The 20,665-nt window shown below is 63.4% G+C and carries 2 protein-coding genes; both read left to right on the top strand.

Features of this window, described 5'->3' with window-relative positions:
• Positions 1-637 precede the first annotated feature (637 nt).
• The gene (locus AC1V0D_RS09140) at positions 638-18,355 is read left to right on the top strand and encodes an Ig-like domain-containing protein (RefSeq protein ID WP_482907293.1); all 17,718 of its coding nucleotides are present in this window, start codon (positions 638-640) and stop codon (positions 18,353-18,355) included.
• Between the two features lie 350 nt (positions 18,356-18,705).
• Positions 18,706-20,604, top strand: coding sequence for an Ig-like domain-containing protein (locus AC1V0D_RS09135; protein ID WP_482907292.1), 1,899 nt, complete (start codon positions 18,706-18,708; stop codon positions 20,602-20,604).
• Positions 20,605-20,665 lie beyond the last annotated feature (61 nt).

The following is a 20,665-nucleotide window of genomic DNA, read 5'->3' as shown; positions in this document are numbered from 1 at the left end:
GACAAAACCGGGAGTTTACCGATTTTTAATGCGCTGCGGATTTTTTCCAGAACTTTCCTGGCAGGACGGGACGCCGCGCAGGTCGACTTAACTCAAATTTCAGTGCCGTTTTCAACGGGTTGTCTGCTTAAACGAAGCTGTCGTCCCGGTGGGAAATGCTGGCTGAATCGCATAACTAAAAAAATCTTTTCAGCGCCCTGAAGTTCTCAGAATGGCGATATTTTAGCCGTTTTGTGACATTTATGGAAACATCCCGCCACAAATAGACATGAAAAATCAAGGGCAAAGCGTTATTTCATGAACGTTTTATAGCAAGACTGACTTATGTAATAAAGATTAAATCATAATTAAATCTGTACATTGGTGTTGATTTTCAGCACGTTTAGGATAAAAGTTATTTTGTCAGAACCGCTACGTTTCGCGTCCGTCTGTACAACTTAATCTAACAATAAAAGCGTTGTTTTCTGCCCGGACCAGGATCTGCGGCGCCGCTTGGCTTTGCCCTTACTACATACACCAGGTTAACGCGCCCGCTGTTTTTCAGTGGGTGGAACTAAGTGTGAATATCGTAAACGTAAAATAAATTTATGTTTACGGATTCAGTATATTAGCTAATCTGGTGGAGTAGAGGTTACAAATGGCAGAACTCACGCAAGGCCGTGTAGACATCATCTCGCGCGAAAACGGCACGCTCATCTCGCAGGCCACTCCCGGTTCATCACAATCCATTAACCTCACCGAGCCCAGCGTCGTGCGCATCAATGGCACCCGCGAACTGGTCACGCAATATGAGCGCCAGGGAAATGACCTGGTCCTGCACATGCGTGACGGCAGCACCGTCCGCTATCAGAAATTTTTTGTTGATGATGCCGAGGGTAATCACAGTGAGCTGGTGTTCGATGATGGGGTCAATCCACCGGAACATGCCCTGTTCCCGCAGACCGCAGAAGGCACTGAACTGGCCTCCGGTTCCGTCACACCAACCTACGAATCACTGGAGAGCGTCGAGCCGCTGCTGCTGGCCGATAACACCAACGCCTCGATGGGTGTGATCACCGCGGGCGGTCTCGGCGTACTGGGCTTAGCCGGGCTGGCCGTGGGTCTGGGGGGGGGCGGCGGAGGCGGTGGCGGCGGAAATGACGGCGGCAGCGATCCCGGTACGAATCCCGGCACGGATCCCGGTACCGACCCCGGCACGCCGGGCACGCCAGGTACGCCAGGCAGCCCCGCCATCACGCTCAACACCTTTGCCGGCGATAATGTGCTGGATAATGCCGAAAAAACCACCGATCAGCTGCTGAGCGGTTCCACCAGCAATGTCGAGGCGGGACAGGTTGTCACGGTGACCCTGGGCGGCCAGACCTACAACACGACGGTGGGCGCTGACGGCAGCTGGAGCGTGACCGTGCCTGCTGCCGCGCTGGCGGCCCTGGCCGCCGGCTCTGCCACGATCGCGGTCAGCGTGACAAACGCAGCAGGCACCGCCGCCAGCGGGTCGCTGCCCATTACCGTGGCTGCTGCCGATCCGGGCACCCCTGCGACGCCCGCCATCAGCCTGAATCCTTTCGCCGGCGATAACCTGCTGGATAACACGGAAAAAACCACGCCGCAGACCTTATCCGGCAGCACCAGCAATGTCGAAGCCGGACAGGTTGTTACCGTCACGCTCGGCGGTCAGACCTACAGCGGCACCGTTGCCGGTGATGGCAGCTGGAGCGTGACCGTGCCTGCTGATGCGCTCGCAGCGCTGGCATCAGGCACCACCACGGTGACGGCCACGGTCGCGAATCAGGCCGGTGCCTCCGCCAGCGGCAGCCTGAGCGTCAGTGTTGCAGCCCCTCTGACTCAGCCGGGGACGCCGGTCATTACCATCGATCAGTTTGCCGGCGATGACATTCTCAGTAATCCGGAGAAAAACAGCGCCCAGACGCTGAGCGGTTCCACCACCAATGTGGAAGCGGGACAGGTTGTCACGCTGACGCTGGGTGACCAGACCTACAGCGCTGTGGTCGATGCCCAGGGCAACTGGAGCATTACGCTGCCGCCCGCCGCGCTGAATGCCCTGGCCGCCGGAACGGTCACGATCTCTGCAGTAGTCACCACCCAGGCTGGCGTTGAGGCCAGTGAAAACCGCGCGATCAGCGTCGATACGCCCGCCGTCCCGGGCGCGCCCGCCCTCACTCTGGATGATTTTACCGGCGACAATCAGCTGACTAACGCAGAAAAAACCAGCGATCAGACCGTGACCGGCAGCACCAGCAATGTTGAAGCCGGACAGATTGTTACCGTCACGCTGGGCGGTCAGACCTACAGCGGCAGCGTGGATGCGCAGGGCAACTGGAGTGTCACGCTGCCCCAGGCGGCCCTGAGCGCCCTGGCGGCTGGTGAAACCACGCTGACGGTGTCAGTCAGCGATGCAGCCGGTAACACCGTGACCAGCAGCCTGCCGATTACGGTAGAGGCCCCGGTGACACAGCCGGGCGACGTTACCCTGACTATCGATCAGTTCGCCGGGGATGACATCCTGAGCAACGACGAAAAAGGCACGGCGCAGACTCTCTCAGGCAGCACCACCAATGTCGAAGCGGGTCAGACGGTAACCGTTACCCTGGGGGGACAGACTTACCTCGGCACCGTGGATGGCAGCGGAAACTGGAGTGTGATTATCCCGGCCGCCGCCCTGAGCAGCCTGCCTGCGGGCAGCAATGCCATCAGCGTTACGGTCAGCAACCTCGCGGGGGCAACCGGCAGTGAAACCCGCGATATTGCGGTGGAAGCGCCTGCTACAGAACCTGGCGTGCCGGGGCTGATTCTGAATGATTTTGCCGGCGATAACCTGCTGAGCAACGACGAGAAGACGGTCGATCAGGCGGTCAGTGGCACCACCACCAATATCGAAGCCGGGCAGGTGGTCACGGTCACACTGGGCGGCCAGACCTACAGCACCACCGTGCAGCCGGATGGCAGCTGGAGCGTCACGGTGCCCGCCACGGCGCTCTCCGCGCTGGCAGCAGGCACGACCACGCTGACGGTTGCCGCCAGCAATGCGGCGGGCGACAGCGTGACCGCTACGCAGCCGATCACGGTAGACGCCCCGGCGACGCAGCCGGGAGCCGCCACGCTGACCCTTGACGCCTTTGCGGGGGATGACATCCTCAGCAACAGCGAAAAAGCCAGCGATCAGCTGCTGACCGGTAGCACCACCAATATCGCAGAGGGCCAGCAGGTTACCGTCACCCTGAACGGGGAAACCTTTACCGCCACGGTCGGCGCGGATGGCAGCTGGAGCCTCACGGTTCCGGCCAGTTCACTGGCGGCGCTGGCGGCAGGCAGCGCCACCCTGAGCGCCACGGTGACGGATCCGGCGGGGAACCAGGTCAGCGAAACGCGTGACTTCCTGGTGGAGTCCGCGGGCACCGCACCAGGCAACCCGACGCTGACCCTGAATGCCTTTGCTGAAGACAACGTGTTAAGCAACGAGGAGAAGCTGGAGGCGCAGGCCATCTCCGGCAGCACCACCAACGTCGAGGCGGGCCAGATTGTGACGGTTACGCTGGGTGGACAGAGTTACAGCGGAACGGTCAGCGCTGACGGCAGCTGGAATATTGCGATTCCGGCCGATGCGCTGGGCGCACTGGCAGCAGGCCCGGCCTCACTGGTGGTGACGGTCAGTAATGCGGCCGGTACCTCTGTCAGCGACACGCTGGGTATCGTCGTTGAAGCCCCGGTGACCGAACCGGGCCAGCCGGTCATCACACTCAATCAGTTCGCCGGTGATGATGTGCTGAGCAACGACGAGAAAGCCAGCGACCAGCTGCTGAGCGGCAGCACCAGCAATGTCGAGGCGGGTCAGGTGGTGACGGTGACGCTGGGCGACCAGAGTTACAGCGCCACCGTCGGGGCCGATGGCAGCTGGAGCCTGACCATCCCCTCCAGCGCCCTGGCCGCCCTGGCGGCGGGCAACGCGACCTTCAGCGCCAGCGTAACCACCCAGGCGGGTGTGGTCGCCAGTGAAGATCGGGTCATTGTGGTGGAAGCCTCACCGGAGCCGGGCGCACCAACGCTGACGATCGCTGTTTTTGCCGGCGACGACCTGCTCGACAACAGCGAAAAAGCGCTGGATCAGACGCTGTCAGGCAGCACCAGCAACGTAGAGGCGGGCCAGACGGTCACCCTCACGCTGAACGGGCAGACCTACAGCACCACCGTTCAGGCGGATGGCAGCTGGAGTCTGCCGATCCCGTCCGCTGCGCTGAGCGCACTGGCGGCGGGCACCACAACCCTGGTCGCCAGCGTAACCACGGCGGCGGGCGTTTCAGCCAGCGGCAGCCGGGATATCAACGTCGCGCCTGCCGCAGGCGAACCGGGCGTGCTCACCATCGCTGAACCACTCAGTCTCGACGGTTTCCTGAACCAGCAGGAGGCCGCCAGCGATCTGATCATCAGCGGCTCGGCACTGGGCGTTAATCCCGGCCAGACGGTGCTGGTGGCCTTCAACGACAATACCTACAGCGCGGTGGTAAACAGCAACGGCTTCTGGAGCGTCACCGTTCCGGCCAGCGACCTCACCGGCATCACCGACGGGACAAAACTGATCTCCGCAACGGCCACCGATGCCAGTGGAGCGCTGCTGACCGACGCCGCACAGCTCAATGTGGTGGTGAACACGCTGCCGCAAATCACCCTGGATGAGAGTGCGATCAGCGATGGCATTCTGAATCAGGCGGAAGCAGGCAGCGACCTGACGATCGGCGGAAACACCGGTAAAGCCGTGCCGGGCCAGCAGGTCACCCTGGAACTCAACGGGAAAACCTACAGCACCACGGTGAATGAGGACGGCAGCTGGAGCCTGACGCTGCCCGCCGCCGATCTCGCCTTACTGCCGCAGGGCGCTAACACGCTGACGCTGACCGCGATTGATGAGGCGGGTAACCGTGTCGACCAGACGCTGGACTTCAGCGTCGATACCCTGCCACCGAATCTGATTGTGGCGGCGGTGGCAGGCGGAGATGGCATTCTTAACGGCGCTGAAGTGGCGGCGGGCGTGCCGGTCAGTGGTTCAGGTGCCGCGCCGGGCGACGTCGTCTCGGTCACGCTGAATAACCTGATCTACAGCGCCACGGCAGATGCACAGGGCAACTGGACGGTGGATCTGCCCGCGGAGGATCTGCAGGCGCTGGCTGAGGGCAGCAGTTATACGCTGGTGGTCACCCTGACGGATGCCAGCGGCAATACGGTCAGCCAGTCGCAGACGCTGGCCGTCAGCACCCTGTCGCCGGACGTGTCAGTTAACGCGCCGGGCGGTGACGGTGTGCTGACCAGTAATGAACTGACCCAGCCGCTGCTGATCAGCGGAACCGGCACCCCGGGCGATCAGGTCACGGTTGAGTTAAACGACAAAACCTACAGCGCGCTGGTTGACGAAAATGGCAACTGGAGTGCGCAGGTGCCGGTGGCCGATCTGGGCACGCTGACCAGTCAGACCTATCCGGTGACGGTCACCGTGACCGATCCGGCGGGCAACAGCAGCGTAGAGAACACGTCACTGCGGGTTGCCACCGCAGTGCCTGCGCTGACGCTGGATGCGATCAGCGACGATGGCGTCATCAACGTCATCGATGCACAGCAGCCGCTGATCGTCAGCGGAAGCGGCGACGCGGGCGATACGATCAGCGTGACGCTGAATAACCAGACCTACACCGTCGTCGTGGCGGAGGGGGGCCGCTGGAGCGTCACCATTCCGGCATCCGACCTGGCCGCTGTTCCTGACGGGACACAGCCGCTGGCAGTGGTGGCGACGGATGGTGACGGGAATACCACGTTGATCAACAGTGCCCCAATCTTTGCGACCACGCCGCCGCAGCTGACCGTCTCCACACCGGGCAGTGATGGTTACATCAATATCGCGGAACATAGCCAGGATCTGACGATTGACGGGCGCGGAGGCGTGCAGGGCGACACGGTTTCGGTGAGTTTCAATGGCGAAACCTACACTGCCACCGTGGATACCAGCGGCGCGTGGCAGGTTACGGTGCCTGCGGCGGTCGTCAGCCAGCTGGGCGATGCCCGCTATCCGGTGGAGGTGGTGCTCAGCGACGCGTATGGCAACAGCAGCAGCGTCGCCTCCAGCGTGACGGTGCTGGCGGCCGCATCGCCGGTGCTGACCCTGGATCCTGTGACCGGCGACAACCAGATCGACAGCGCGGAACAGCGTGTTGATACACTCATTACCGGCAGTGTGACCGGCGTACCGGCAGGCCAGCCGGTTGTGGTAACCATCAACAACCAGTCTTATGATGGCGTGGTGCAGGCAAACGGAAGCTGGAGCGTGACGCTGCCTGCCGGATCGCTGGGAGGCGCGGGCGACAAGCCCTTTACCGTGGCGATCACCGATGTGGCTGGCAACCCGGCGCAGCCCGCGCAGGGGCTGATCACCGTGGTCACCAGCGACACGCCGCTGCTGTCGATTGCGCCGATAAGTGAAGATAACGCGCTGAATTCACTGGAAGCGCAGAGCGATCTGATCCTCAGCGGCAGTTCCGCCAGCCTGCCTGAAGGCAGCCCGGTCAGCGTGACGCTGGTGCCGGGCGGGACCGTTTACAGCACCACCATCGATCCGGACGGTAACTGGACGGTTACCGTGCCCGCCGCCGATCTGGCGAACCTGTCGCAGGGTGACACCACGGTGACCGTTACTTCCGGCGACGTGCAGAGCAGCCAGACGCTGCTGGTGGCAACCACACCGCTGGCAGCCCCGCAGATTGATACCCCCTTCACTGACGGCATCCTCAGCAATAACGAGGTCACCGCACCGCAGACCCTGACCGGTTCCGTCACGGAAGGCCAGGCCGTCAGCGTCACTCTGGGCGGCGTCAGCTATCCGGCAACGGTCGCGGCGGATAACACCTGGAGCGTCACGCTGCCGCCGGAAGCGCTGCAGGCCCTTGCTCAGGGCAGCAACCCGATTACCGTAACGGTGAGCGATAGCGCGGGTAACAGCACCAGCATCAGTGAACCACTGACGGTGGATACCGGCACACCGGCGCTGACCATAAACCCGATTGCCACCGATGGCGTCATTAACGCGGCGGAAGCCGCCGCCGACCTGATCGTCAGCGGTACCGCTGCGCCGGGCAGCAGCGTCAGCCTTCTGCTGGGCGGCGAAACCTATAACGCCGTCGTGGCCGCCGATGGCAGCTGGAGTGCAACGCTGCCCTCCGACGATCTGAGTCAGCTGGCCGATGGCCGTTACGATCTCAGTGTCACCGTAACCACCGTGGGCGGCAACGTCGCCACCACGCCGGTGCCGGTTACCGTCGACACCAGCGTACCGGACTTCAGCATCAATCCGCCAGCGGGTGATGGTGTGCTGAACCTTGCTGAACAGGCGGCCGGGTTCAGTTTCAGTGGGGCAGGCAGTGAGGGCGACCAGGTCAGCCTGACCCTGAATGGCGTGACCTACACCGGCACCGTCGGCGCAGACGGTCTCTGGACTCTGGCCGTGCCGCCTGCGGCACTGGCCGGTCTGGCCAGCGGCAGCAGCTATCCGGTTGTGGTGACGGTGACCGATGCAGCCGGTAACAGCAGCAGCCAGAACAGTTCGCTGACCGTCGACACGACGCCGCCTCCGCTGGTGGTTGCGCCAATCAGCGAGGATAACGCGCTGAGCGTCGGCGAACTGGTAGAGCCGCTGGTGGTCAGCGGCAGCGGACAGAACGGCGACCTCGTGACGGTTCAGCTTAATGGTCAGACTTACAGCACCACCGTCGGGGTGAACGGTCAGTGGACGCTGGAGATCGCGTCTGGCGATCTGGCAGCGCTGCCGTCCGGCCCGAATCCCGTCACGGTGACCGAAACGGACGCCAGCGGAAATCAGAGCAGCCAGGTGGTGGATCTCAATGTGGCCACCTCGCCAGCGGTGCAGCCGCAACTGAGCATCGACAGCAGCACCTTTGCCGGTGACGGTATCGTCACCGCCGCGGAGCAGTTACAGCCGATTACCCTGCGCGGCAGCAGCTTCAACGTCGAGCCGGGTCAGCAGGTCACGGTTTCACTGAACGGCACCGATTACAGCGGGGTGGTTGAGGCGAGTGGCAACTGGAGCATCATTCTGCCAGCGGGCGCGCTGGCGGATCTGGGCGAGGGCAGTCAGACGCTGATTGTCAGCGTGAACAATGCCGTCGGTAACAGCGCCAGCGCGCCGCTTAACTTCAGTGTGGACAACACACTGCCCGCGATTGCGCTGGCACCCGTCAGCGACGATAACTATCTGAATGCAGGCGAGCTGAACGGCCCCGTCGTCGTCAGCGGCAGCAGCAGCGGTCTGCCTGCGGGAAGCCTGGTCACCGTTGACGCCAACGGGACGCCGTTCACCACCACGCTTAACGCTGATGGCAGCTGGAGCCTGACATTACCGGCAGGCACCTTCAGCGGCGTGGCTGATGGGCCGCAGACCCTGACCGCCACCGTCAGCGATGCAAACGGCCAGCCGCTGGCGACCACTGACACCACCCTGACGGTCGTGGCCAGCGCGCTGCCGGTCGCGACACCGGGCGTGGCCTTTGATGATGGCATTGTGAATAGCGGCGAAGCCGCAACCGGGGGGGCTATCACCGGTAACACCGGGGTAACGGGTGACGGTCAGACGGTCAGCATTACGCTGGATGGTGTCAGCTACAGCGGCACGGTCGATGCTGCGGGTAACTGGCAGGTCACGGTTCCGGCTGGCGCACTCGCTGCGCTGCCGCAGGGCGACACGGCATACAACGTCGTGGTCAGTGATGTGGCGGGCAACAGCAGCCAGGCGACAGGCACGCTGCGGGTCGATACGCTGCCGCCGGTGCTGACCGTTGTCACGCCGTCCGACGGCATCATCAACGCCGCTGAAAGTCAGCAGCCGCTGACGCTGAACGGCAGCAGCGAAGCCAATGCACTGATTGTCGCCAGCTTCAACGGCACCAGCCTGAGCACCACCGCTGACGCCAGCGGCAACTGGTCGCTGACGCTGCCCGCCACCGTCTACAGCGGGCTGGTTAACGGCAGCTATCCACTGACGGTTACCGCCAGCGATGCGGCCGGCAACGCCACCACCACCAGCCGCGATCTGGCGCTGAAAGTGGAGGCGGGCACGCTGCCGACGCTGACCCTGGAGGCCTTTGCCGGCAACAATGTGGTCGATGGCGCGGAACGCCTCACCGACCAGCGGCTGAGCGGCACGACAACCAATGTTGAGGCGGGCCAGCTGGTGACCGTCACGCTTGACGGAACGGTCTACAGCGCCGCCGTCCAGGCCAGCGGGGCCTGGAGTCTGATTGTGCCAGCCGGCGCGCTGGCTGCGCTTGCCGATGGCAGCGCCACATTTACCGTGGCGGTCAGCGACGTGGCGGGTAACACCACCACCAGCAACCTCGCTTTTGACGTCAACAGCAACGCGTCTGGTCTGGCGCTGGATGCCATCAGCGAAGATAACTACCTCAATGCGCAGGAGCTGAGTCAGCCGCTGATTGTCACCGGTACTGCGGTAAACGTGCCGGCGGGCAGTACCGTCACGCTGCTGTTCAACGACACCGCTTACACCGCCCAGGTTTCGGCCAGCGGGCGCTGGAGCGTTATCGTTCCGGCGGAGTCACTGACGGCGCTCGCCGATGGCCCTTACACGCTGACGGTCACCGCGACCGACAGCGGCGGAGCAACTCTCAGCAGCGAAGCCACGCTCAGCGTGCTGGCGACCGGCCTGCCGGAACCGCTCATCGCCTCGGCGTTTGGTGATGGCGCGCTCAACAGCAGCGACGTTACCGCGGCACAGAGCCTGAGCGGCACCACCGGCGTAACGGGCGACGGACAGAGTGTCAGCGTGCTGCTGAATGGCGTGACCTACACCGGCACCGTCGACGGCAATGGCAACTGGCTGGTGACCGTTCCCGCGACGGCGCTGGCTGACCTGCCGGAAGAAACCCTCAGCTACACCGTCACGGTGCAGGATGCCGCCGGTAACACAGGCAGCACCCAGGGCAGCGTCACGGTGGATCTGACGCCACCGACGCTGACGCTGGCGGCCGTCGCGGATGATGACATCGTGAATATCGCAGAGAGCACCGGACCGATCGTGCTCAGCGGGACGACCAGTGCCGAAGCCGGACAGACGGTCTCCATCACCCTCAACAACCAGCGCTATACCACCACCGTGACTCAGGATGGCGACTGGAGCCTGACGCTGCCAGCCGGTGCGCTGGCCGGTATCCCGGCCGGGGCCTATACCCTGACGGTAACGGTCAGTGATGCGGCGGGTAATCCGGTGACGGAAACCCGTGACATTACGCTGGCGACCGGCGCGCTGTCGGTGACGATTGATACCCCGTTCGGCAACGGTTATCTGAACCAGAGTGAGACCGGCGTCAGTCAGACCCTGAGTGGCAGCACAGGGGTCACCGGTGAGGGGCAGACGGTCACCGTCTCCCTGGGTGGCGAAGAGTATCCCGCCACGGTGGATGCACAGGGCAACTGGACGCTGACCCTGACGCCGGAGGCGGTGCAGACGCTGGACGAAGGGGTGAATACCCTGGTGGTGAATGCCAGCGATGGGGCCGGAAACAGCGGTTCGCTGACCAGTGCGGTCACGGTGGATCGGACGCCGCCTGCGCTGAGCCTGGACCCGATCAGTGGCGATAATATTGTTAACGCTCTGGAAGTGCTGGAAGCCGTCACCATCAGCGGCAGCGCGTCAGCGGAGGATGCCGGACAGACGGTCACCGTCACTTTCCAGAACAGTAATTACACCACTCTGGTGCTCTCTGATGGCAGCTGGCAGGTGACGCTGCCGGCCAGTGTGATGCAGGGACTGACCGATGGCGGCTACCCGGTCAGCGTGACGCTGACGGACGCGGCAGGCAACAGCAGCAGCGCGACCGCCACCCTGACGCGTGATGCAGACAGTGCCGGCCTGCCGACCCTGACGATCGGGCCGATCAGCGGTGACAATTTCCTGAATCAGGCTGAGTCGCTGCAGGATCTGAGCATCAGCGGCAGCAGCACCAATCTGGCCGAGGGCCAGCTGGTCACGGTGACGCTGAACAACGTTCAGTACAGCGGCACGGTGACACAGGATGGCAGCTGGACGGTAACCGTGCCGGCCGCCGATCTGGGCGCGCTGCCGGATGGCGATCAGCTGCTGGTGGTGGTCTCTGCGGATGCCTCCGGCAACCCGGCCAGCAGCAGCGCCTCACTGGTGGTGCTGGCCAGCGCCCAGGCGCAGCCAACGCTGACCCTGGACGTGGTGGCTGGGGATGATGTGATCAATGCCAGCGAGGCCGCCGCGGATGTGGTGGTCAGCGGTAGCAGCACCCAGCTGGCCGCGGGCACCCCGGTGACCGTGTCGTTTAACGGCACGGACTATGAGACGACGCTGGACGCTGACGGCAACTGGACGGTGATTCTTCCCTCCACCGCTTTTGCCGGCGTGACGGCGGGCAGCACGGAGACCCTTACCGTGACCGCCAGCGACATTGCCGGGAATCCGGCCACCGCCAGCCAGACGGTGACGTTCAGCACCACACCGCCAGCACTGACGGCGATCACCGTCAGTACGGGTGACACCCTGAACTTTGCAGAGTCGCTGGAGGATATCAGCGTCAGCGGTTCCACCACGGGGGCCCTGCCGGTGACGGTGACGCTGAATAATGTCAGCTACAGCACCACGGCCGATGCCGACGGTAACTGGTCCGTCACCATCCCGTCAGCCGATCTGCAGCAGCTTGCAGATGGTGCTAACGCGATCGCGGTTTCCGTCACCGACGCGGCGGGCAATACCACCACGGATACCACCACCTCGCTGGACGTGGCGTTTAATACGCTGCCTGTGCTGACGCTGGATACACCGTTTGGCGATGCGCTGGTCAGTGCTGCGGACGCTGCGGGCGCGCTCACGCTGAGCGGCGACAGCACCAATCTGCCCGAGGGCAGCCTGATTAGCATCACCATTGGCGGGCTGGATTTCAGCACCACGACCAATGCCAGCGGCAACTGGACGCTGAATCTGGCCGCGGGCGCGCTGTCAGGGCTGGACGATGGCGTGACCGACGTGGTAGTGAGTGCCATCGATGCGGCGGGCAATCCGGCCCAGGTGACCGCCGGGGTTGAGATCCTGCAGGCTGCGCCGGATAACGCCACCTTTGACAGCACGTTGTTCGGCGACAACATCATTAACATCAGTGAAGCGGGTGTCGTTCAGCTTGTCACCGGGACATCGGACCCTCTCCCGGGCCAGACCCTGAGCGTGACGGTGGGCGATCAGAACATCCCGCTGTCCGTAACGGTGGATGCCAGTGGCAACTGGACAGCCAGCCTGACGCCAGAGGTGATCGCCAGCCTGGGGGCGGGTGAAGAGACGCTGACCCTCACCACCACCGATCGGGCAGGCAATACCAGCGTCACGACCCAGACATTTGTCTCGGCGATTACGCCGATTGCGGCGCCCACGCTGGACACGCCCTTTACCGATGGAAGGCTCAATGCGGATGAGGCGGCCGCAGGGGGTTCACTGAGCGGCGCGGTCAGCATTGATAACGCGGCGTCGGTGACGGTAAATGTGAATGGCTCCGTCTACGCCGCCCAGCTCAGCGAGGATGGGACGCGCTGGTCGCTGGCGCTGTCACCGGCGCTGTTGCAGTCCCTGCCGGATGGCAGCTGGCCGGTGACGGTGACCGTCACCGATGAGGTCGGCAACATTGCCAGCACCAGCGGCAGCCTGCTGGTCGCTGTTAACGCGCTGCCGGACGTCACGCTGAACCTGCCGTTCGGGGATGGTGCGCTGAATGCTGAAGAAGCGCTCAGTGAACAGACGCTCAGTGGCACCACCGGCATTACCGGTGCCGGGCAGACGGTCTCGGTACTGATTTCAGGCTTTAACGGCGATGCGCCGCTGACGGCCACGGTGCAGGACGATGGCAGCTGGTCTCTGGCGCTGTCGCCTGCGCAGTTAAGCACCTTCACCAGCGGGGCGCACACCATCACCGTGACCGCCACCGATGTCGCCGGTAACAGCGACACGACGGCGCTGAGTGTGGTAACGGAAGTGGCGGTGCCGGTGCCGACCTTCAGCCCGGATGCCTTTGGCGGCGACGGCCTGCTTAACATCAGTGAAGCGGCGGCTGGCGTGACCCTGACCGGCACCACCGGCAGCGTCGGGGCAAACCAGGCGGCCAGCATTACCGTTGATTTCAATGGCAGCCGTTATTCGGGTGTCGTTGACAGTAACGGGAACTGGCGCGTCACGATCCCTGCTAACGCGCTGAGTGCCCTGGATGATGGCGCGCAGACGCTGACGGTGAACGTGGTGGATGCGGCAGGCAACAGCGCCTCGGCGCAGCTGCCGTTCACCGCCGATCTCAGCGCACCTCAGCCTGTGCTCAATCCGGACTACTTCGGGGGCTATGTTAATGCGGCTGATGTGGCAGGCGGCATTACCCTGGGCGGCACCACGGGTGTCAATGAGACGGTGCAACTCACGCTGGCAGGCACAGTCTATACCGCGACTGCGGATGAGAACGGCAACTGGTCGGTGCCGCTGACGACGGCGCAGCTTTCCGCGCTGGCGGATGGCACCTATCCGGTCATCATCACGGCCACGGACGCGGCGGGTAACAGCACGACGCTTAACAGCGCCTTTGTGCTGGACAAAACCCCACCCGTGCTCACTGCCTCGGCGTTCACCGGCGACAACGTGCTGAACTACGCGGAGAGCATTCAGCCGCAGACGCTCAGTGGCACCGCAACGGGAGCAGGGACGGGCGCAGTGGTCACCGTCTCGCTGAATGATACTCCGCTTGGCACGGCGATAGTGGCGGCAAACGGCAACTGGAGTCTGACGCTGACGCCAGAGCAGATGGCCACCTTCGGGCCTTCCACCACGCTGGCCTTGGCGGTGACCGATCTGGCGGGCAACATCGCCAACGGCTCCGTTCCGCTGACGGTCGATCTGACCCCACCGCCAGGCCCGCTGGTGACACTGGGCACCGTGTCGGGCGATAACATCATCAGCACCCAGGATGTCGCGGGGGGCGTGGTGGTGAGTGGCACCTCGGCCAATCTCGGCACCGGGGGCACGGTGACGGTGGTGATCAATGGCACGAGCTACCCCACCACGCTGGATGCGTCAGGCAACTGGTCAACGGCGACCCTGCCGGTCAGCGCGTTTGGCGAAACAGATGGCAACGCGACCGTCACGGTAAATGCGACGAACGGCACGGATACCGTCAGCGTCAGCAATAACATCGTGATTGACCTGACGCCACCGACGCTGAACGTGGATGCGTTTGCAGGCGACAATCAGGTCAACGGCAGTGAAAGTGCCACCAGTCAGACCATCAGCGGCAGCGCCGATGTCAGCGAAGCCGGTCGCACGGTGCTGGTGACCTTTAACAACAAAACCTACAACGCGGTGGTGCAGGGGGATGGCAGCTGGTCGGCCACGGTGCCCGCCAGCGATATGCAGGCGCTCACCAGTGGCAGTTCGCTGCAGATCACCGCGCAGCTGGCGGATGTGGCGGGCAACGTGACTACGGCGACACAGACGGTCACGGTGGATACCGGGGCGCCCGTGTTGCAGGTGGATGCCCTGGCGGGCGATAACGTCCTCAATGCCACGGACCTGGTGACCACGCAGGTGCTCACCGGCAGTGCGCAGGGCGCAGAAGGTCAGACCATCGGCCTCTATCTGGGCGATGCCGCGCCGATTGCCACCGCCATTGTCGGAGCCGACGGCCGCTGGAGTATCGATCTGACGCCGGAGGTGCTGACGAACCTCGCTGAGGGCGCGCTGGTCTTTGGCGTGCGGGTCAGTGACACCGCGGGGAACCAGACCGATGCCACGCTGACGGTCAACAAAGTGGTCAACAGTGCGCTGACGCTGGTCGTCGATTCGGTCTTCGGCGACGGCACACTCAGCGCGCTGGATACCACGGTGGCGCAGACCATCTCCGGGGTGGCGACCTCGGCGGGCGTCGGTGCGACGGTCTCCGTGGTGCTGGGCGGTACGACGCTCTCGGCAGCCGTGGGGCAGGATGGTAAATGGGCTATCGTGGTGCCGCCGTCGGTGCTGGGTCTGTTAAGCGATGGTCAGCTGGACGTTGACGTCACGCTGACGGATGCGGCAGGCAACACCCGTACCGTGGGTGAAACCGTCACCGCGATTGTCGATGCGGTGCCGGTCGTCGGCGCGCTCACCGGGCTGTTTGGCGGTGATAACCTGCTGAACATCGCGGAAGCCGCAGCCGGACAGGTGGTGGGTGGCGTCATCGACAATGCGGCGGTGGGTTCACAGGTCACCGTGACCTTGGGCAGCAGAAGTTACAGCACTACCGTGCAGGCGGGCGGTGCCTGGAGCGTTAACCTGCCGGCCAGCGATCTCACCTCGCTGCTGGATGGCAACCTGACGCTGGGCGTCAGCGTCCGGGATGTGGCGGGTAACGTCGCCTCTGGCAGTGCCACGGTCGGCATCTTCACCCAGACGCCATCCATCTCGCTGACTTCGCTGTTCGGGGATGGGGTGCTTAATCTGGCGGATATCGCGACCGGGCAGGTGATCAGCGGAGTGGTGAACAACGTCGCCCAGGGCAGTGTCGTCACACTCTCGGTGGGGAACAGCCAGCTGACGGCTACCGTCGGCGCGGGCGGGGCCTTCAGCGCCACGGTCACACCGGATATCCTGGGCACTCTGGCGCAGGGGAACCTGACGGTAGGGGCATCGGTGACCGATGCGGCGGGTAACACCGCCAGCACCAGCGCCGGCATCCGCGTCGACACGCTGCTGCCGACCATCACCGTCAATCCGCTGTTTGGTGACGGTCTGCTGAACGTGGCGGATGCGCTGGTCACCCAGGTGATCGGCGGCGTGGTGGGCGGCGCGGAAGCGGGCTCGCGCGTGGTGGTCTCCGTAGGTGCCCAGCAGTTTGTGACGGCGACCGATGCGAACGGTAATTTTAACGTCTCGCTGACGCCGACGCTGCTGCAGGGCATTGCGGACGGCAATCTCACGGTGGGCGTGAGCGTCACCGACAGCGCCGGTAACACCAGCAGCGCCACGGCGGGGGCACTGGTCGGCATTCACAACGTGCCGAAAGTGACGCTCAATCCGCTGTTTGGTGACGGGGTGCTCAACCTGGCCGAGTCGCTGGTCACGCAGACCATCAGCGGCACCGTCTCCGGCGTGGCCGCGGGCAGCAGCGTCAGGCTGGCGATTGGTAACACCACCGCGACCGCGCTGGTCAACGCCGACGGCACCTTCTCAACCACCGTCTCACCGGCCGTGCTCTCGACGCTGCTGAACGGTAACTTCACCGTCAGCGCCTCGGTCACCGATCCGGTCGGCAACGTCAGCAGCACCAGTGCAGGCGTTTCGCTGGGACTGGTTCAGCCGACCCTCTCAGTTAACACGGTATTCGGCGATGGCGTGCTGAGCGCGGCCGATCTGGCCTCAAACCAGACGCTGAGCGGCAGTTCCAGCCTCTCTGCGGGGTCAACCGTCAGCGCCACGCTGAATGGCATTACCTACACCACCAAGGTGGCCAGCGGCGGTAACTGGAGCATCAGCGTGCCGAAAGCGGATCTGGCTGCGCTGACGGACGGCAGCAAAACCGTGACGGTGACCGGTACGGATGCCTACGGCAACGTGGCGAATGCCAGCGGCTCGCTGAACGTCATCAGCCAGTCGACGCCGGTGGTGGCGATTACCTCGCTGTTTGGCGACGGCGCGCTCAGCGCGGCGGATGTGAAAACGGCACAGACCATCAGCGGCACCGCGAGTAACGCCGAGGGATCGGTGGTGCGGGTCACGCTGGGCGGCCAGACCTACAGCACCACGGTGAGCAGCAACGGCAACTGGAGCCTGTCGGTTCCGGCGGCCAGCCTCGCCGCCATCGCGGATGGTCTGCAGACCGTGACGGCCAGCGTCACCAACGGCGCGGGCAGCAGCGGCACCATCTCCGCGTCGCTGGGTGTCGTCAGCCACACCACGCCAACGGTCAGCGTAAGCAGCTTCTTTGGCGGCGATGGCTACCTCAATATCGCGGAAGCCAGTGCGGCGGAAACCATCAGAGGCACCAGCACCAACGCGGCGGGCGGCACGGTGACGGTAAACGTGGCGGGTAACATTCTCACGACCACCATTGGTGCCAATGGCGCATGGAGCGTCAGCGTGCCGTCAGCGACGCTGAAAAGCATCCCCGATGGCAGCCGTCCTCTGACGGTTACGGTGACGGATATTGGCGGTAACACCGCCACCAGCACCAGCAGCTTTACCGCGCTGTCGCATAATCAGCCGGTCGTGGGGGTCGATCCGGTGCTCAGCCTCGTCGGTTCGCTGCTCACCGGTCTGGTGGTGCAGGGCGGATCGCTCAATGCGGCGCAGGGATCAAGAGTCAGCGTGACGCTGCTGCTCGCCAACGGCAGCAACGGCCCAACGCTGAATACCACCACCGACGCGCTGGGGCGTTATGCCGTCAACTTCTCACCGTCACTGCTGTCGGTAAGTGGCCTGCTGCTGTCGCTCAACACGCTGGCAAAAGTGTCGATCACCGATGTGGCGGGTAACAGCTATACCACCACCAACACCCTGCTGCTGGGTTCTGTCCTGCCGGTCACCCTGGCCGCTACCGAGTCCGTGGCCCTGTTCTCGGTGGTGGATGACAGCGCCACGGTGGCCAGCACGGAGACGCAGCACAACAGCAGCACCAGCAGCGATGACGGCAGCGCCCATGTGGCCGTGGCCTCTACGCTGGTGACCGACGCGGATGTTGCGACGCCGGTCAGCAGCAGCCAGAGCGCCGTGGTCAGTGACACCGCGGTGGCTGCAGCCCCGGCCGAAGAGGCGGGTTACACCATCGGCGGGGTAGTCATTACGCTGGCGGATGGCAGCACGGCGCAGGGGGCCTCGGTTACCGGCAGCAGCGGCGCGGATACCGTGACGGTCAGTGACCTCAGCTTTACCCATATTGATGGCGGCGCAGGCACCGATACCCTGGTGCTGAACGGTGAGAACCTCACTCTGGATCTCACCGCGCTGGGCCTGAAAGTCGAACACATTGAAGTACTCGATTTGGGTAAAACCGGCACCAACTCGGTGAAACTCGATCTCAATGAGGCACTCAATCTGACGGATAAACAGAGTGACGATTTGCTGATCAAAGGCGCGGACGGCAGTCAGGTGACTCTGGCTAACAGCAATGGCGGTATCTGGGAAGTGACCGGCGAACGGACGGTTGATGGCAGAGTCTTTGAGATCTACCACAACTCGGCGCTGACCAGTGATAACACCCTGGGGGATGTGCTGGTACAGCAGAACCTGCAGGTCCATGTGATGTAGCCACGACGTTGTCTGTCATGCGGTTATGAGGCGCGGGTGCGAAAGCACCCGCTTTTTTTGCGTCAGCCCCGTGATAATTTCACTTTCCAGATTTTCGCCACTATTCATTAGCGGAATGAAAGCTTAGGGTAGGCGCAGCAAACGGCGACACGCCGTCAATCACGCTACTGATCTTATTTGACGCGTTATTCGCGTCCTGTTCATCACACCCTGTTACCTGCGGGTAACCGGTTCAGACCAGCGGAAACGGGCAGCTTCGGCTGACTCACTACCACGTTGTCAGAGTCAGCTATCGGGTTATCCGACGGTTTTGCTCTGCGTTTCTGATCTGTTATGAACTGAGGTGACTGATGTCAACACGCAATACGTTTCGTACCACCCGGCTCGACGCCATTTTCCAGGCGGCAGTCAGCGACTTTGCCGTCGCCGACAGCGCCGTGCCCGCTGTGCCGCCCGTGGCGACGCCGCGCCTGAACCTGCCCATAAACCCGCTGCCCGCTGAAACACCCCATACCCTGGCGACCGCCGACAGCGCCCGCACCGTCAGTGCGGTTGAGAGTGCGCCACCCGCAGCCCTGCGGCCCTACGAACCTGTCGCTGCCGATGGTGTGATCGCTGGCTGGGAAGCGCAAAAGCGGGTGCATCTGCGCGGCCGGGCCGAAGGCGAAGCAGGTTCGACCGTCACACTCACCTTCAACGACCAGAGCTGGTACAGCACCGTCAACAAGTGGGGCTACTGGAACGCCTCAATGCCGGCGGAGGCGCTGAAAGGGGTGCCGGATGGCAATCACACGCTGACGCTGACCCTGACCAATAAAGCAGGCTACAGCACCACGACTGAGGTGGGGTTTGGTCTCTATGCTGACCGCACCCTCAGTCCGACCCTGACCATCGACACGGTCAGCGGTGACAATGCGGTGAATATCGCTGAAAGCATCTACGGCGTTGAGATCAGCGGCAGCGCAACCCACCTGCCGGTGGGGTCCGTGCTCAAATTAACCCTGGGCACGCAAACGACCACCGCCACCATGGGAAGGGATGGCAGGTGGTCTGGCACATTTTCTGAAAGCGATATGCAGGCGCTGCAGGATGGCGTCTACAGCCTGAAAGTGACCGCGACCGATCCCAACGGGAAAACCGCAACCGACTATCACGATCTGACGCTGATCACGCACCTGAGCAGCCTGCCACTCATTACTTTCGACAACGTGACGCCGGATGATGTGATCAATCTGGCGGAAACCCAGCAGGACCTGCTGCTCAGTGGGACTCTCTCAACGGTTATGCCGGGTCATCGGCTGGTGATCACCGGTGCGAATCAGAAAGATTACGCTGCCACACTGGACGAAAGCGGGCACTGGCAGGTGGTGATCCCGGCTGTAGAGGTGAACGCTTTCATCAACGTGGGTGAGATCCGCGCCTGGTCGATCGACGGGGCCAGCAACTACACCGACGTCACGCATGTGCTGAATATCCACACCGGGTTTATCCCGGTTTACACCGAGATGAATATCGGCGGTGACATGACGCTTAACTATCAGGAGGCGCAGCACGATCTGAGCTTCTACGTTGAGGGATGCAACACCGTTGAGATCAACGGCATAACTTACCAGCCCGATAGCGGGGGAATGGTGACGCTGACTTCCGCCGAGCTGATGGCGCTGGCGGATGGCCCGGTTGCCGCCACGTTTCATCGCTGGGATCAGTATGGCAACAGCGACAGCCAGACCCAGGATGCGCTCTTTACCGTCGCTGTGCATCAGCGGCCGACGCTGACGCTGGAGACCGCCTTTGGCGATAACGTCATTGATGCCGCCGATGTGAACAGCTGGCATCTGATTCAGGGCAGTTCCAGCCATCTGCAGCCGGGCAGCCTGGTGCAGCTGACGCTTGGTGACCAGCGCTACAGCGCCAGTGTGAAGGCCGATGGCGGCTGGGCGCTGACCATTCTGGCCGGACAGCTGGCTCCGCTGGAGGAGGGTGACTACACGATGACGGTCAGCGGCCAGGACAGCGCCGGGAATCTGGCCACGGCCAGTCAGAGCGTGCGGGTGGCCTCCCATATGGAAAGCGCCGGCACATTGCCTGCGCAGACGGTGGATCGGCTGCTCGACAGTTTCAGCGTGACGGCGGAGCACGCGCCGGAGGCGCAGGCGTCCTCTGCGTCCGAAGGCGTGATCGTCTCTGGCATGCCCTACACCCTGGCCGATCACCTGTTACAGCATCCGGCAGCGCATCCCCTGGCCTGATGCGGAAACATTAAGAAAGGCAGGGCCTTCCGGACAGGTCTGTTCAGTCTGTCTGGAGTGG

Source organism: Pantoea sp. PA1, from assembly GCF_056856975.1.
Note: the sequence above shows the minus strand (reverse complement) of the source record. Positions and strands in the feature narration are given on the sequence as shown.

Excerpts from the sequence above, each read along its gene's own strand:
- AC1V0D_RS09140 (WP_482907293.1), top strand. The coding sequence starts at position 638 with ATGGCAGAACTCACGCAAGGCCGTGTAGACATCATCTCGCGCGAAAAC.
- AC1V0D_RS09135 (WP_482907292.1), top strand. The coding sequence starts at position 18,706 with ATGTCAACACGCAATACGTTTCGTACCACCCGGCTCGACGCCATTTTC.